This is a genomic window from Mycolicibacterium gilvum, from assembly GCF_900454025.1.
Lineage (GTDB): Bacteria > Actinomycetota > Actinomycetes > Mycobacteriales > Mycobacteriaceae > Mycobacterium > Mycobacterium gilvum.
The window spans coordinates 4,707,090-4,721,846 of record NZ_UGQM01000001.1 but is presented as its reverse complement, the minus strand read 5'-3'; the positions used below and the strand labels follow the sequence as shown (position 1 = coordinate 4,721,846).

Sequence of the window (14,757 nt, the reverse complement as noted above, 5' to 3'; positions counted from 1 at the left end):
GGCCTGCGCGGACGCAATCTCGGCGGTCGTCAGTGCGAGGCGGCGGGAGTCAGTGCGACGCGGCGCGCCGTAGCCGCGGTCGGCGCTTCGTCGGGTCGTGCTGCCCCGCCAGGGTGACCGCCAGCAGGACCATCACTGTGCCCAGGCCGAAGTGTAGCCAGTTGGCGGCGGTGTTGAGCGGGATCACGTGGGCGTCGCTGCCGAAGTCGACGAGGGCGCCGTAGAGCCAGACGCCGAGGTACAGCAGGCCGCCGCCGAGCAGGTAGGCCCGCGCCGCGGCGTAGGTCCGCGCGAACCAGAAGCCCGCGGCGCCGACCACGAGGTGGACCACGTTGAGGAGCGCGCAGACGGCGATCGTGCCGAAAAGCAAGGCGCCCGAACGCTGGCCGACCCAGTCGAGTTGGTCGAGGTTCGCGGTGACGCCGGGGACGAAACCCAGGATGCCGAGGATGATCAGCACGGCTCCGACGATCATCGCCGCGCCCTGCACCGCCATGATTTTGGGAGCCGGGGACACCTCTGCCTCCCTTCACGGTTCATATCGACGAACGTGTGAGGGAAGTACCCATCCTTGCCGGGGGCGTAACACCGGCGGGACTCAGGAACGCAGAATCGGCCCCAGGGTCTCGAGCACCGACGGGTCCTCGATGGTCGACGGTACGGGCTCGTCGCGGCCGGCGGCGATACCGCGCATGGTCTTGCGCAGGATCTTCCCCGAGCGTGTCTTGGGCAGCGCCGGCACGACGTCGACGAGTTTGAAGGCGGCGACCGCACCGATCTCGTCGCGGACCAGCTTGACGAGTTCGTCGGTCAGGCCGTCGGTGGAAGCCCCGGACTTCACGACCACCAGACCGCGCGGCGCCTGCCCCTTGATCTCGTCGGGGACGCCGATGACGGCGCACTCGGCGACCGCGGGATGGGTGGCCAGCACTTCCTCGATCGCGCCGGTGGACAACCGGTGCCCGGCGACGTTGATGACGTCGTCGATGCGGCCCATCACGAACAGGTAGCCGTCCTCGTCGAGGTTTCCGCCGTCGCCGGTCAGGTAGTAGCCGGGGTACTCGGTCAGGTAGGAGACGCGGTAGCGGTCCTCGGCGTTCCACAGCGTCGGCAGCGTGCCGGGCGGCAGCGGCAGCTTGATGGCGATCGCGCCCTCTTTGCCGGGTCCGCAGTCGTGGCCGTGTTCGTCGAGGATGTGCACCTCGTAGCCGGGCATCGGCACGGTGGGGGAGCCGGCCTTGATCGGAAGTTGTTCGGTGCCCATCGGATTCGCGGCGATGGCCCATCCGGTCTCGGTCTGCCACCAGTGGTCGATCACCGGGATGCCGAGCTTGTCCGAAGCCCAGTGGTAGGTGTCGGGGTCCAGGCGCTCGCCGGCCAGGAACAGATACTTCAGCGCCGACAGGTCGTAGTCCCCGACATACCTGCCCTCGGGGTCCTCCTTGCGGATGGCCCGGATCGCCGTCGGCGCCGTGAACAGTGCCTTCACCCCGTGCTCGGCGGCCACCCGCCAGAACGCGCCCGGGTCGGGGGTGCCGACGGGCTTGCCTTCGTAGAGCACGGTGGTGGCGCCGAGCAGCAGCGGCGCGTACACGATGTAGGAGTGCCCGACGACCCAGCCCACGTCGGAGGCCGCCCAGAACACCTCGCCGGGGGCGATGTCGTAGATGTGGCGCATGCTCCACAGCAGCGCGACCGCGTGGCCACCGTTGTCGCGGACGATGCCTTTGGGCTTGCCGGTGGTGCCCGAGGTGTAGAGCACGTAGAGCGGGTCGGTCGCGGCGACGGGCACGGGGTCGACGGGTTCGGCTCCGTTCTCCGGGGCCATCAGCTCCGCCCAGTCCAGGTCGCGTCCCTCGATCAGTTCGCAACGATGCCGATCTCGTTGCACCACAACGCAATGCGTCGGCGGATGTTCGGTCATGCCGATCGCGGCGTCGAGCATCGGTTTGTATTCGACGGTGCGTGACGGCTCGATGCCGCAGGACGCGGACACGATCACGGTGGGTTTGACGTCGTCGATGCGGACGGCGAGTTCGTGCGGGGCGAATCCGCCGAACACCACCGAATGCACGGCGCCCAGACGCGCGCAGGCCAGCATCGCGATGACGGCCTCGGGGATCATCGGCATGTAGATGACGACGCGGTCGCCCTTGCCGACACCGAGGCCCCGCAGCGCGCCGGCGAAGCGTGCCGTCTGGTCGAGCAGTTCGGCGTAGGTGTAGGTGCGTTTGGTGTCGGTCACCGCGGAGTCGTAGATCAGGGCGGCCTGCTCGCCGCGCCCGCCCTCGACGTGCCGGTCGAGAGCGTTGGCGCAGGTGTTGAGCTCGGCGTCGGGGAACCACCGGTAGAACGGTGGGTTGCCGTCGTCGAGGATGCGGTTCGGTGCGCGGGTCCACGTCACGGCCCGGGCGGCGTCGGCCCAGAAGGACGTGGGATCGCTGATGCTGGCGTCGAAGAGGTCGCGGTACCCAGGCATAGCAGCACCGTAGACCCTGGGGACTACTCTCTGGGCCATGACCAACCAACCCCCGCCGATTGCTGGGGTGCGCCGCCACCGTGTGACCGTCCGAGGGGTCGATTTCCACATCACCGAGGCCGGTCCCGAGGACGGTCGGCCCGTCCTCGCGCTGCACGGCTGGCCGCAGCATCACTGGGCCTACCGGGACCTGCTCGCCGACCCGCCCCCGGGGCTACGGATCATCGCCCCCGATCTGCCCGGCTACGGCTGGTCGGGTCCGCCGCCGCACCGCTGGGCCAAAGAGGACGTCGTCACCGATCTGGTGGCGCTGGTCGACGCGCTCGGGCTGGACCGTTTCCTGCTGGTCGGTCACGACTGGGGTGGCTACATCGGGCATCTGCTGGCGCTGCGGATCACGGACCGTGTCGACGCCTATCTGGCGTTGAACATCGCCCACCCGTGGGTGCCACCGAAGGTGATGGCGCCGCATCTGTGGCGTTTTCTGCTCTACCAGCCGGTGGTGGCTTCGGCCGGGGTGCCCCTGCAGACGCGGACCAGGTATCTGGAGAAGGTGGTGTTCCGTGCGGCGGCCCCGAAGCTGGATGCGGCCACGGTGGGCACCTACGCCGAGCGGTTCCGCGATCCCGTCGTGGCGAGGACGGCGCGCGACACCTACCGCACATTCCTGACCCGCGAGATCCCGAAGGGTGTGCGTGACGGCGAGCGACGCTGGTCGACGGTCCCGACGCGGGTGTTGTTCGGCCGCAGCGACACCGCGATCCACCCGGATCTGGCGTCGGCCGAGACCGCCCGCGCCGACGACTACACGATCGACGTGGTCGACGGCGGCCATTTCATCCTCGACGAGCAGCCGGACCTGGTGCGCGCCAAGCTGATCGCGGTCGCCGACGAGTTTCCGGAGCGCCCGGTCCGGTAGCCCCGCGCGCTCAGCGCTCGACCACGCCGGCCGCCTGCGCGCTGGACACCAGCTCGCCCCATGCGTGCTGACCGGCGACGAACACCACCAGCGCGGTCGCCAGCGCGATCGAGGATACGGTCCAGTACGCCACTGGCGAGGCCGAGTGCGATGCTGCGGTCAGCATCATCGCGAAGCTCGCGATCAGGGCGAGGGCGGCGGTCAGCCACGTTCGCTGCGATTCGGTCGTGACGGTGCTGCGATTCTGCCGAAAATCGACGGTTTCAGCCATGTCTCATACTGTGAGAGCGCCGGCTGAGAACTTGCTCACCGGTAGCTGAGCAAATCCTTTGAAGTCAGGAGGAGATGCCTAAGAGGGCGGCAGTTCGTGGGTCATGGCCTTGTAGCCGTGAGCGCTCGCCCGTTGCAGGGATGCCCGGACGACGCCGATGATGAGCCCTTGAATGGCCGCGGCGATGAAGACCGTCTTCGCGGACTGGGTGAGATCCTTCGGATCCGGCGGTTCTGGGTCGTTGTCGCCGATCCGCTTCCAGATCTGGCCGAACAGCGATCCGGCGAGCAGGCCTCCACCTACGCCGGTGGCCACCGACAGTGGTGTGTACAGCGATCGCGCGACCTTGCTCATCGTCGACTCCATTCCGTGCGCGGTGCATCAAATCAGATGAGGTTCCTCTACCCGGGCTGGGCTGGGCCAAACGCACGAACGACGCCTGCGAGCGGTGGCACGATCGACAGACGGGACCTGGTCGTGGGCGCTGCTGCTTTCCATGCGAGCGGGGTCGACCCGCGAGGGTGAGGAACAGTCACCTGCGCCGTAGTTTCGGTCCGAATGCGCCGGGTACGCAGGCGCCGTGACCGACGACGTGACGCCCGACGCTGTGATTCCGTACCCCGGCGAGACGCAGGACATGAGCGACCGCCCTCGCGACGACATGCGCGACTACGTCGGCCGTGGACTGCTCGACGGCAAGAAGGCGCTCATCACCGGCGGCGATTCCGGTATCGGTAGAGCGGTGGCGGTCGCGTTCGCCAAGGAGGGCGCCGACGTGGCGATCGCCTACCTCAACGAGACATCCGATGCCGCGCACACGGTGTCGCTGATCGAGGCGCAAGGCCGCCGGGGTATCGAGTTGCCCGGAGATCTCGCCGAGCCCGGGCACTGCCGCAGCACCGTCGAGCAGACGGTGAAAGAGCTTGGAGGACTGGACATCGTCGTGAACAACGTCGCGTTCCAGTCGCCGGCCGACGACCTGACCGAGATCTCCGACGAGCAGTGGCGTCGCACATTCGCGGTCAACATCGACAGCTTCTTCCACGTCACGAAGGCGGCGCTGTCCCACCTGCCCGACGGGTCGGCGATCATCAACACCGCTTCCATCAACGGATTGCGCGGCAACAAGTCCCTCATCGATTATTCGGCGACGAAGGGGGCCGTCATCGCGTTGACGTACTCGCTTGCCCAGTCGTTGGCGGAGCGCAGGATCCGGGTCAACTGTGTGGCCCCGGGCCCGGTGTGGACACCTCTGATCCCGGCGACCATGGATGCGGAGAAGGTCGAGTCGTTCGGCGGGCAGGTCCCGATGGAGCGGGCGGCCCAACCGGATGAGATCGCACCGTCGTACGTGTTCTTCGCGGCCTCGCAGATGTCGTCGTACTACAGCGGCGAGGTGCTGGCGCCGATCGGCGGAGAAACACTGCCCGGCTGAGGGCAATTCAACCGGAGCCCGGCTGAGGGCAATTCAACCGGAGCCCGGCTGAGGGCAATTCAACCGGAGCCCGGCTGAGCGTGTTTCACGCGCGACGGTAGGTCAGGAACAGATAGCCGTCGGGGTCGACCAACACCCGGCCCAGTCGCATGGGTGCGGGCGCGGCGATGTCCGCCGGTGTGCCGCTGCCGACCGGCTGGCTGCCGGCCAGCCGTGGTGCCAGCGTGACGCACAATTCGTCGACCAGGTCGGCGGTCACCAACTCGTCGAGCAGCGTCGGCCCGCCTTCACACAGCACCCGCTCCATGCCGTCGCTGCGCAACTGGTGCACCGCGCCGGCAACGTCGACTGCATCGTCGCCGGAAACCACGATCTGGCAGCGCTTTTCGGAGCACTCCCGCGCGCCCTGCGCGCTGGTGATCAGGATCGGAGGCACCGGACCCGCGAAGATGCTCTCCGGAAGCCGCCCGCTGCGCGATACGACCGCCAGGGGCGGTGGCTGCACACCGAGCCCCAGTTCACGTCGCTGAGCGCGGTGGTCCGGTCGAAGCGCCACCGGACCGTAGCTTTCGGCGCGGGCGGTGCCGGCGCCGACGAGTACGACATCGGCATAGGCGCGAAGCGCCAGCAGCAGCTGGTAGTCCGCGGGGCACGACAGCGGGCCCGCGCGCCCGCCGAACGCGGCGGCGCCGTCGGCGCTGAAGATCATGTTGGCGCGCAGACCGGGCGGGGCGGGTCGGTAGCCGTGATCCTCGACGGGAGTCTCCCCGGAGATGGTGCGTACCTCGGTCATGCGTCGTGCCCGGGCTCGATGTCGCGGACATCGGAGAAGCTGAGCAACTCGCCCAGCGTGTCCGGTGCGCTGCCGTCGACAGGCTCGAGGAGGTGTGCGACGTGGTCTCCGACGTCGAAGCGCCGGATCACCCGGCCGGCGAACCACCCGGTCGCGCCGTCGAGGATCGGTAGTCCGTGCGGGCCTGGGCGCCAATCACATTCGTCGAACTTGTCGACCGAGTCCCCGGAGGTGCCGCCGAACAGCTCTGCCAGCGCCGGCTGATCGCGGGGCAGTATGTGCACCGCCAGGTAGTCGGCGTCCTGGGCCACGGTGAAGGTGTGGTTCTTCCGGGACAGGCCGACCAGAAAGCGGGGCGGGTTGATGCTGGTCTGAGAGGTGAACCCGACGAGGCAGCCCGCCTTGCGGTCGCCGACGACGGTGGTGACGACGAACATCGGATAGTCGAGCAGGGACACCAGTTTCTCGAACGCGGCACCGCCGCTGCGTTGTTCACTCATCGCGCACCTCCTCCGGCCGTCGGAGCATTGCCGCTTCTGATCTTGATGAAACGGCGCGCGGCCCTCGACGTTTGAGGGAATCGTCACAGGGTAGGTGAGCGGGCATGAAGGCTGTGACATGGCATGGGCGGCGCGACGTGCGCGTCGACACCGTCGCCGATCCGAAGATCGAACAACCCACCGACGCGATCATCGAGGTGACCTCGACCAACATCTGCGGCTCGGACCTGCACCTCTACGAGGTTCTCGGGGCGTTCATGAGCGAGGGTGACGTCCTCGGGCACGAACCGATGGGAATCGTGCGCGAGGTGGGCGCGGAGGTGTCGAACCTGTCGGTCGGCGACCGGGTGGTGATCCCGTTCCAGATCTCCTGCGGTCACTGCTTCATGTGCGACATGAAGCTGTACACCCAATGCGAGACCACGCAGGTGCGTGAGCAGGGCATGGGGGCCGCGCTGTTCGGTTTCTCCGAGCTCTACGGCTCGGTTCCGGGCGGGCAGGCGGAGTACCTGCGGGTGCCGCAGGCGCAGTTCACCCATATCAAAGTGCCTGAAGGGCCCGATGATTCGCGGTTCGTCTACCTGTCCGACGTGCTACCCACCGCCTGGCAGTCGGTGGCCTACGCCGACATTCCCGATGGCGGGACGGTGACCGTCATCGGTCTCGGGCCGATCGGCGACATGGCGGCCAGGATCGCCCAGCACAAGGGGCACACGGTGTTCGCCGTCGACTTCGTGGCCGAACGGCTCGCGCGGGCCAAGGCCCGGGGCATCCACACCATCGACGCCTCGGCGCTCGACGGATCTGTCGGCGACGAGGTCCGCCGCCTGACGAGCGGTCGTGGCAGCGATTCGGTCATCGACGCGGTCGGTATGGAGGCGCACGGATCGCCGGTGGCCAAGGCCGTGCAGGATGCGACGGCGTTCCTGCCCGACGCCATCGCGAAGCCGATGATGAAGAAGGCGGGCGTCGACCGTCTCGATGCGCTGTACACGGCGATCGACTGCGTGCGGCGCGGGGGCACGCTGTCGGTGATCGGTGTGTACGGGGGTATGGCGGATCCGATGCCGATCCTGACGATGTTCGACAAGCAGATTCAGGTGCGCATGGGCCAGGCCAACGTCAAGCGGTGGGTCGATGACATCCTGCCGCTGCTGACCGACGAGGATCCACTGGGCGTCGACACCTTCGCCACCCACACGCTGCCCCTGGATCAGGCCCCCCACGCCTATGAGATCTTCCAGAAGAAGCAGGACGGTGCCGTCAAGGTGATCCTGAAGCCCTGAGCTGGCCGAATAGTGTGGGGGACACCTGAATTGGGTATTCCGCGACGACAACGTCACGGTATGAACGAGGTGCCCGGCAGTGCGGCTCACACGAAGCAAGCTGAATTCGGCGGGGATCGTCCGTAAGCGTCGCGGTAAAGGCTTCGCGTATTACGGTCCAGACGGTGAGCTGCTGGCCGACCCCGACACCGCCCAGCGCATCAAAGATCTGGTGATCCCCCCGGCGTGGAAGAACGTCTGGATCAGTCCCAGCCCGAACGGGCACATCCAGGCCGTCGGCACCGACGTCGCCGGTCGGCGGCAATACCTGTACCACGAGCGGTGGCAGCAGGAACGGGCCGAGGAGAAGTTCGACCGCGTGCTGGAGTTGTCGGTCCGGCTTCCCGAGTGGCGTGCGCAGATCGCCAAGGATCTGGGCAGGCGCGGGCTGGAACGCGATCGGGTGCTGGCACTCGCCCTGCAGCTGCTGGACCGGGGATACTTCCGCGCCGGCGGGGAGCAGTCAGCCGAGGAATTCGAGCATTACGGGCTCGCGACGTTGCTGTGCGAGCACGTGACGCTGCGGAACGGCTCGGTGGTGTTCGAGTATCCGGCCAAGAGCGGCGTGCAGCGCAACGTCGAGATCGACGATCCCGAGGTGGTTCGTGCCGTGCGCTCACTGATGCGCAGAGAGGACAGGTCCGGGCGCCTGCTGGTATGCCGCGGAGGGGCCGACGGCGCGTGGGTCGACCTGCGCGCCGACGATCTCAATGCCCGGTTCAAAGAGCTCGTCGGTGAAGAGTTCACCGTCAAGGATCTGCGCACGTGGCACGGCACAGTGCTCGCCGCCGCGGCGTTTGCTGACGCGAAGGAGCCGACGTCGGCGACCCGTATCAAGAAGGAGACGTCGGCGGTGATGAAGGAGGTGTCGTCTGAGCTGGGCAACACGCCCGCCGTCGCCAGGGCGTCCTATGTCGACCCTCGGGTCGTCGACGGATACGCCAAGGGCATGACCATCGCGTCGGCCGTGCGCCGCGCTGAGAAGGCGAAAGAACCCGACGAGACGCAGGCGATCCTGGAGAAGGCCACCCGGACACTCATCAAGCGGGTTGCACGTGGTTGATCGGGTTTGGTTGCTGACGGGCCGGGAAACCAATCGACAGAGCAATCGGTAGGAGGTCCGAGTTCTATGCCCAACTCATCGATCAAGAACGAGAAGATGTACGAAGATCTCCGGCGAGAGGGGAACTCGAAGGAGAAGGCAGCCCGCATTTCGAATGCTGCTGCTGCCCAGGGTAAATCCTCGGTCGGACGCAGAGGCGGACAGTCCGGGTCGTACGACGACTGGACGGTCAGCGACCTCAAACAGCGAGCCAAGCAACTGGGGATGTCGGGTTACTCCCACCTCACCAAAGGCAAGCTCATCGACAAACTGCGCAATCACTGACGCTTCGGCGCCCGGGATCGGTGTGGCCGGTCCCGTGGGGGTGACGTCGAGTCACCCGGTCCCGGTGCAGCCGTCAGTCGTCACTGCGCGCTTCGGCACCCGACTCGCCGGCGTCGAAGTCGTCGTCCGAGCTCGAACGCCCCACGTACGGTCCGTCGGACGGGTCGTCGTCGCCTTCGGATGCCCGTGAACCGGCGACCTTGGGGTCGGCGTCGGTATCGGCTTCGGCCTTTTCTTCGCGGGGGCTGCTCATGCGGGAACAGATGCCCCACGCAATTACTTTCAAACGTGTGACGTGATGGCCCTCGCCGTTTGGTGACAGAGGCGTCGGGTATCTCGTCGGCATGGAGCACAATCAGCAGTCGCTGCGCGCCGTGGCTCTGATCTGCAGTTTGAAGCCGAGTCCTGCGGAATCCAGTAGCGCGCTGATGGCCGAGCACGTCTTCGAGAACCTGCGGGCGCACGGTGTTGACTGCGAACAGGTGCGCTGTGTCGACTACGACATCGCCCCGGGCGTCGAGGCCGATATGGGTGGAGGTGATCAGTGGCCACAGATTCGCGAAAAGATCTTGGCCGCAGACATTCTGGTGCTCAGCTCGCCGATATGGTTGGGTCATCCCGCGTCGGTGACACAGCGCGTGCTCGAAAGGCTCGACGCCGAGCTGTCCAACACCGACGAGCAGGAACGTCCCGTGATGGTGGGTAAAGTCGCCCTCGTCGCCGTGGTCGGGAACGAAGACGGCGCCCACAAGGTCGTCGCCGACCTGTTCCAGGCGCTCAACGACGTCGGCTACAGCATTCCCGCGCAGGGGTGCACGTACTGGAACGGGCCGGCCATGGAGTCCGGTGATTACAAAGACCTCGACGAAGTCCCCGAACAGGTGGCCTCGACCACCGCCGCCGCGGCACGCAACGCCGCGCACCTGGCGCGTGCGCTCAAGCAGGCGCAATACCCGTCTTACCAATAACGACACGACCGCGAGGAGGAGCCCTCATGCCTGATACGTCGCAAGATCCCGTCGACCACGCCCGCACCACCCGCCAGCACGCCGGCGAGACGATGAAAGCCGGTGTCAACGCACCGGGTTTGATCGCTGTCGGCCTCGGCGTCCTGTCACTGGTCGTCGGACTGTTCTCGTTCGCCAACAGCAGCACGATCACCGGCATCGTCGGAGTGGTTCTGGCGGTGCTTCTCATCGCCGGCGGCCTGGCCTGGTTGGCCCGCACGCACCGCAAAGTCCAACTCCAGCAGGAGGAATGGCACCGGAAGCACCCGCAGGCGCACTACGAGCCGCCGACGAGCTAGGCCGGGGTCAGCCAGGCCAGAGCGGCGGTGATGAGCGCCTGCGTGGCGGTGTCGAGCGTCGGCTGGATCACCGGTGCGAACCGCGGTGAGTGGTTCACGGCGATGTCCTGGTTGATCGAGCCTGCTTCGGCCGCCGTGCGGTAGACGTCGGGATCGACGCAGCCGACGCCCCAGTAGGTGTAGGGCACGCCGAGTGCTCGCGGGATGTCGCTGAAGTCCTCGCTACCAGCGCCCTGGGGTAGCTCCACGCAACGTTCACCGAACATGTCGGTGAACGCGTGCGTGACACGCTCAGTGGTGGGGATGTCGTTGTCGGTCAATGGGAATCGATCAAACAGTTCGAACTCCGGATCCCGGGGCGATCGCGACGCCATGCACTCGGCGGTGACGATCCGGCGGACGGCGTCGAGGACGGCGGTGCGTGTCGCGTCGTTGAATGTCCGGATGTTGAGCTGCAGGACGGCGCGGTCGGGGATCACATTGCTCTTGGAGCCGGCAGTGATGCTGCCGACGGTGAGCACTGCGGACTCCGCGGGGCTGACCTCCCGTGAGACGACGGTCTGCAGGCGCACGACGATCATCGCGGCGAGGACGACCGGATCGACGGACGCCTGCGGCATCGATCCGTGACTTCCCCGGCCGTACACGGTGATCCGCATGCTGTCGGCAGAGGCCATGAACGGACCGGCGTGCACGCCGATCGTGCCGGCGGGGAAGGGCATGACGTGTTGACCGTGGCACACGTCGACGGGTGGCAGAAGTTTCGCCAGTCCGTCGTCGACCATCCCGCGGGCTCCATCGCCGGTCTCCTCGGCGGGCTGGAAGAGCGCCACCAGGGTGCCACCCCAGTTGCTGCGACCGTCGGCCATCAGCCGCGCAGCGCCGAGCAGTGCGGTGACGTGGGCGTCGTGCCCGCAGGCGTGCATCACGGGGACCTCGTGCCCGGTCGCATCGGTGGCGCGCGTACTGCTGGCGTAGGGCAGACCGGTGTCCTCCAGGACCGGCAGGGCGTCCATGTCGGCGCGCAACAGCACCGTCGGGCCGGGGCCGTTGTCGAGGATGCCTATCACCCCGGTGCCGCCGACGCCGGTGTGGACGCGGTAGCCGGCCAGCGTTTCGGCGACTTTCGCCGCGGTTCGGTGCTCCTGGTGCGACAGCTCGGGGTGGCGGTGCAGGTCGCGGTAGAAGTCCTCCTGCCACGCGCGGATGCCGGGTAGGCCGTCGAGGACGGCGGTCGCGGCGGTCGATGACGGTGCCATGGCGACTCCTGGCAGTTGAGGTGATGACGGATTGCCTGGGCGGGGCAGACGCAAACCCGGGCCGCGGCGGATCGTTAGGATCAGCGGCCAGGCCCCCATAGCCCAATTGGCAGAGGCAGCGGACTTAAAATCCGCCAAGTGTCGGTTCGAGTCCGACTGGGGGCACCGCGGGTCCGGCGCACCTGGAGATCGCGCCTCAGGCACCGACGTCGCCGCGTCAACGCGCCCATTGAAAGCCTCTGGGCGTAGCCGGCTCGGGATGCCGATTGTAGGGAAGCCGTGTCACCTGGGCGTAGTGAGCAGAAGAGGTTCGAGATGTGGCTGATCGCGGCATCAGCCTTCAGATACCGGTGCCCGCAGCCGGGCGGCCCCAGACTGCACTCAGGGTCGTTGATGGGCCCGTTGTCACGACCGTGAAGGCAGTCTCGCGAAGGTTGAACTGGTTGGCTCGCAATCGAACCCGGATTTGTCAGACCTCTCTGCCACTCTGGGGTCATGCGGCCAGGCAGCGCACCGTCTTTCATCCCGAGCCCGCCTCGGGAAGCGCGGTTGGAGGCCCTGTTCGACGAACTGTCCGAGCTCGCCGGCCAGCGCAACGCCATCGACGGGCGCATCGTCGACATCGTCGCCGAGATCGACGGCGATCAACTCTGGGGTGCGACTGGAGCCCGCTCGATCGCGGCGTTGGTGGCGTGGAAGCTGGGCACCTCCGCAGGAAACGCCGAGAGAATCGTCGCGATCGCCGACCGGGCCGCCGAGTTCCCGCGCTGCACCCAGGCATTGCGCGAGGGACGCCTTTCTGTCGATCAGGTCGGGGTGATCGCCGAGGGCGCCGGTCAGGGCTCTGACGACCACTACGCACGGTTGGCGCAGAATGCCTCGGTCAGCCAGTTGCGCACCGCGATCAAACAGGAACCCCGACCCGAACCCGAACCGTCCGCCGACGACGGCGACGAGCCCGACCACGACCTGCCCGATCATGACGAGCCTGAACCACCGTCGCTACCGACCGCCGAGATCACCACTTCCTGCGACGCCGACTACACCTACTGGCGGATCAAGCTGCCCCATGAGCAGGCCGCGACGTTTCAGGCCGCTCTGCACTCGCACAAAGATGCCCTGATCGCCCAGTGGACCCGCGAGCACGCCGACAGCGACGAGGGCCCGCACCGGCCCCCGCTGCCCAATCTCGCCGAGGCGTTCCTGGCGCTGGTCGAGGCTTCCTGGGATGCCGAAGCGGTGCGCCGCCCTCATGGTCAGCACACCACCGTCGTCGTGCACGTCGATGTCGAATCCAAGCTGGCCGCGTTGCATCTGGGCCCGCTGCTGACCGCCGGGGAGCGCCGCTACCTGAGCTGTGATGCGACCTGCGAGGTGTGGTTCGAACGTCACGGCCGCCCGATCGGCGCCGGACGAAGCACCCGCACCGTCAACCGCCGCTTGCGTCGCGCGTTGGAACACCGCGACCGCAGCTGCGTGGTCCCCGGCTGCGGGGCCACCCGAGGCCTGCACGCCCACCACATCGTGCACTGGGAAGACGGCGGAGACACCGAGCTCGACAACCTCGTGCTGGTCTGCCCCTACCACCACCGCGCGCACCACCGCGGCATCATCGTCATCACCGGACCCGCACACCAGCTCGCCGTCACCGACCACACCGGCCGCCCACTGCAGTCCGGCACGCTGGCCCGGCCGCCCACCCAACCCCCGCCGGCCGTCCCGCCCTACCGGGGACCGTCGGGTGAACGCCTCTACTGGAAGTGGTACCACCCCTACCAACCACCACCCACGGCCACCGCCAACTGACGCGGAACGTCCGAGGTGGCGTGGACCCTTCGGCCAGCACCCATAGGTTGCTCCGTGATGCAACAGGGATCTGCCGGCGCGCGCGCGACGTATAGGTCCGGGCTCAGCCATGTCCAGTCTGCGGTTCACGTCGGCCCCATCAGCATCGGACTTTCCTGCCACGCGACTCGAGTCGCAAGCTGGTCAACGATCCCCTATGCCGTATGGGAAGCCGTCGCACGCGATCACATAACGCCACTTGTGGACGCCGACGCCGATGGGGATGCGGAGGCTGCCCGGCGCCCAGCCGCACCGCAGCCAAAACTGTTGGACAACCGACCGAGACGTCTGCCGAGTCTGAACTTCTTGGCGAGTTCTCGGCCCGGGGTCGACCACAACTTCAGGTTCGGCCCCGATCCGACAGTGTCGTCCAGTGAATTGCCAGTTTGAGTCGGCGTCGAAGGGGTAGGCGCCTCAGATGAACAAGCATGTCACCGCCGCCATCGCTCTGCTCGCCACGCCCGCCGCCATTCTGAGCGGTTGTTCCAGTCAGCCCGGTGAGGACGAGTCCTCGACCACCACCCCGTCGTCGTCGAACGCTGACGCGCAACAACTCAAGACCCAACTGAAGACAATCGATGACAAGGCTGTCGCCGACGCCACCATTGATTTCACCGGCGGATTCGCCACTGTGACAGTCGAAACCGTTGACGGTGCCAGTCTCTCTCCGGGATTCCACGGCCTGCACATCCACGCGTTCGGCCGGTGTGAGCCGAACTCGCCTGCCCCTGACGGCGGACCGGTCGGCGACTTCAACTCCGCCGGTGACCACTTCCAGGGTGAGGGTATGACCGGCATGCCGGCTGCCGGCGACCTGCCGCCGCTGCTCGTCCGGTCCGACGGGAACGGCAAGCTCGTCGCCACCACCGATGCCTTTACTGAAGAGCAGCTCACGGGACCCGACGGCTCTTCGATCCTGCTGCACGAGGGCGCCGACATGCCGGGTGCGGAACAAGGCGCGGATACCCGCATCGCGTGCGGCGTGATCAGCCCCGCTAGTACCGAGACGTCGGTCTCGACCTCTACGTCCACGTCGACCGTCACGACAACGGTGGCACCCGCTGTACCGCCGAACACCGCGTCCGAGACGACCCCGACGACGCCGCCGCCCACGACCGACAGCCCGACTCCCACCACGACGGTGACCACCGAGACCACGGCGCCGACCGAGACCGTGACGACGACGACCACGGCACCGGTCCCTGCCCCCAACGGCTGACGGGGAGCCGCGCGGGAGA

Annotated in this window: 17 protein-coding genes and 1 tRNA gene; 10 read left to right on the top strand and 8 right to left on the bottom strand. The window is 67.3% G+C overall.

Annotated features, from left to right (window positions below):
* Window positions 1–49: 49 nt before the first annotated feature.
* Window positions 50–517: a DUF4383 domain-containing protein gene (locus DYE23_RS22120; RefSeq protein WP_115328164.1), complete on the bottom strand. Its 468-nt coding sequence runs from the start codon at window positions 515–517 to the stop codon at window positions 50–52.
* Between the two features lie 81 nt (window positions 518–598).
* A complete protein-coding gene (locus DYE23_RS22115) occupies window positions 599–2,479 on the bottom strand; it encodes a propionyl-CoA synthetase (protein ID WP_115328163.1) in 1,881 nt (626 codons plus the stop codon).
* Window positions 2,480–2,516: 37 nt separating this feature from the next.
* On the opposite strand from DYE23_RS22115, the gene DYE23_RS22110 reads away from it, so the two are divergent.
* Window positions 2,517–3,398 carry an alpha/beta fold hydrolase gene (locus DYE23_RS22110; RefSeq protein WP_115328162.1) on the top strand — a complete coding sequence of 294 codons (882 nt, stop codon included), beginning with the start codon at window positions 2,517–2,519 and terminating at the stop codon, window positions 3,396–3,398.
* Between the two features lie 10 nt (window positions 3,399–3,408).
* On the opposite strand, the gene DYE23_RS22105 is transcribed toward DYE23_RS22110, so the two are convergent.
* A complete protein-coding gene (locus tag DYE23_RS22105) occupies window positions 3,409–3,669 on the bottom strand; it encodes a hypothetical protein (RefSeq protein ID WP_011892852.1) in 261 nt (86 codons plus the stop codon).
* A gap of 78 nt (window positions 3,670–3,747) precedes the next feature.
* On the bottom strand, window positions 3,748–4,023 hold the full coding sequence (locus DYE23_RS22100) for a DUF4235 domain-containing protein (RefSeq protein WP_011892853.1): 276 nt from the start codon (window positions 4,021–4,023) through the stop codon (window positions 3,748–3,750).
* A 226-nt stretch (window positions 4,024–4,249) separates the two neighbouring features.
* Between DYE23_RS22100 and DYE23_RS22095 the strand changes: the two genes are divergently transcribed.
* On the top strand, window positions 4,250–5,104 hold the full coding sequence (locus DYE23_RS22095) for an SDR family oxidoreductase (protein WP_115328161.1): 855 nt from the start codon (window positions 4,250–4,252) through the stop codon (window positions 5,102–5,104).
* Window positions 5,105–5,189: 85 nt separating this feature from the next.
* On the opposite strand, the gene DYE23_RS22090 is transcribed toward DYE23_RS22095, so the two are convergent.
* On the bottom strand, window positions 5,190–5,897 hold the full coding sequence (locus tag DYE23_RS22090) for a pyrimidine reductase family protein (protein ID WP_115328160.1): 708 nt from the start codon (window positions 5,895–5,897) through the stop codon (window positions 5,190–5,192).
* Window positions 5,894–6,397, bottom strand: a complete 504-nt coding sequence (locus DYE23_RS22085) for a flavin reductase family protein (protein WP_115328159.1) — start codon at window positions 6,395–6,397, stop codon at window positions 5,894–5,896. The genes DYE23_RS22090 and DYE23_RS22085 overlap by 4 nt, the downstream gene beginning before the upstream one ends.
* A 104-nt stretch (window positions 6,398–6,501) precedes the next feature.
* Here DYE23_RS22085 and DYE23_RS22080 point away from each other — a divergent pair, with 104 nt between their 5' ends.
* The 3 genes from DYE23_RS22080 (at window position 6,502) to DYE23_RS22070 (ending at window position 9,109) form a co-directional block, all read left to right on the top strand.
* Window positions 6,502–7,683 carry a zinc-dependent alcohol dehydrogenase gene (locus DYE23_RS22080; RefSeq protein WP_099961902.1) on the top strand — a complete coding sequence of 394 codons (1,182 nt, stop codon included), beginning with the start codon at window positions 6,502–6,504 and terminating at the stop codon, window positions 7,681–7,683.
* Window positions 7,684–7,762: 79 nt separating this feature from the next.
* Entirely contained in the window at window positions 7,763–8,785 is a 1,023-nt protein-coding gene (locus DYE23_RS22075; protein WP_011892858.1) for a DNA topoisomerase IB, read from the top strand.
* 66 nt (window positions 8,786–8,851) lie between these two features.
* A complete protein-coding gene (locus tag DYE23_RS22070) occupies window positions 8,852–9,109 on the top strand; it encodes a DUF7218 family protein (RefSeq protein WP_011892859.1) in 258 nt (85 codons plus the stop codon).
* Between the two features lie 73 nt (window positions 9,110–9,182).
* On the opposite strand, the gene DYE23_RS22065 is transcribed toward DYE23_RS22070, so the two are convergent.
* On the bottom strand, window positions 9,183–9,362 hold the full coding sequence (locus DYE23_RS22065) for a hypothetical protein (RefSeq protein ID WP_013470979.1): 180 nt from the start codon (window positions 9,360–9,362) through the stop codon (window positions 9,183–9,185).
* A 91-nt stretch (window positions 9,363–9,453) separates the two neighbouring features.
* Here DYE23_RS22065 and DYE23_RS22060 point away from each other — a divergent pair, with 91 nt between their 5' ends.
* On the top strand, window positions 9,454–10,077 hold the full coding sequence (locus DYE23_RS22060) for a flavodoxin family protein (protein ID WP_011892860.1): 624 nt from the start codon (window positions 9,454–9,456) through the stop codon (window positions 10,075–10,077).
* A gap of 26 nt (window positions 10,078–10,103) precedes the next feature.
* The gene (locus DYE23_RS22055; RefSeq protein ID WP_011892861.1) at window positions 10,104–10,415 is read left to right on the top strand and encodes an SUR7/PalI family protein; all 312 of its coding nucleotides are present in this window, start codon (window positions 10,104–10,106) and stop codon (window positions 10,413–10,415) included.
* Here DYE23_RS22055 and DYE23_RS22050 read toward each other — a convergent pair.
* A complete protein-coding gene (locus DYE23_RS22050) occupies window positions 10,412–11,674 on the bottom strand; it encodes an amidohydrolase (protein WP_013470982.1) in 1,263 nt (420 codons plus the stop codon). The two genes, DYE23_RS22055 and DYE23_RS22050, sit on opposite strands and share 4 nt — an antisense overlap.
* Window positions 11,675–11,765: 91 nt before the next feature.
* On the opposite strand from DYE23_RS22050, the gene DYE23_RS22045 reads away from it, so the two are divergent.
* The 3 genes from DYE23_RS22045 to DYE23_RS22035 all read left to right on the top strand — a co-directional run bounded on the left by DYE23_RS22045 (window position 11,766) and on the right by DYE23_RS22035 (window position 14,738).
* A tRNA-Leu gene (locus tag DYE23_RS22045) sits at window positions 11,766–11,839 on the top strand.
* 330 nt (window positions 11,840–12,169) lie between these two features.
* On the top strand, window positions 12,170–13,480 hold the full coding sequence (locus DYE23_RS22040) for an HNH endonuclease signature motif containing protein (RefSeq protein ID WP_115328158.1): 1,311 nt from the start codon (window positions 12,170–12,172) through the stop codon (window positions 13,478–13,480).
* A 457-nt stretch (window positions 13,481–13,937) separates the two neighbouring features.
* Window positions 13,938–14,738, top strand: a complete 801-nt coding sequence (locus tag DYE23_RS22035) for a superoxide dismutase family protein (protein ID WP_115328157.1) — start codon at window positions 13,938–13,940, stop codon at window positions 14,736–14,738.
* Window positions 14,739–14,757 lie beyond the last annotated feature (19 nt).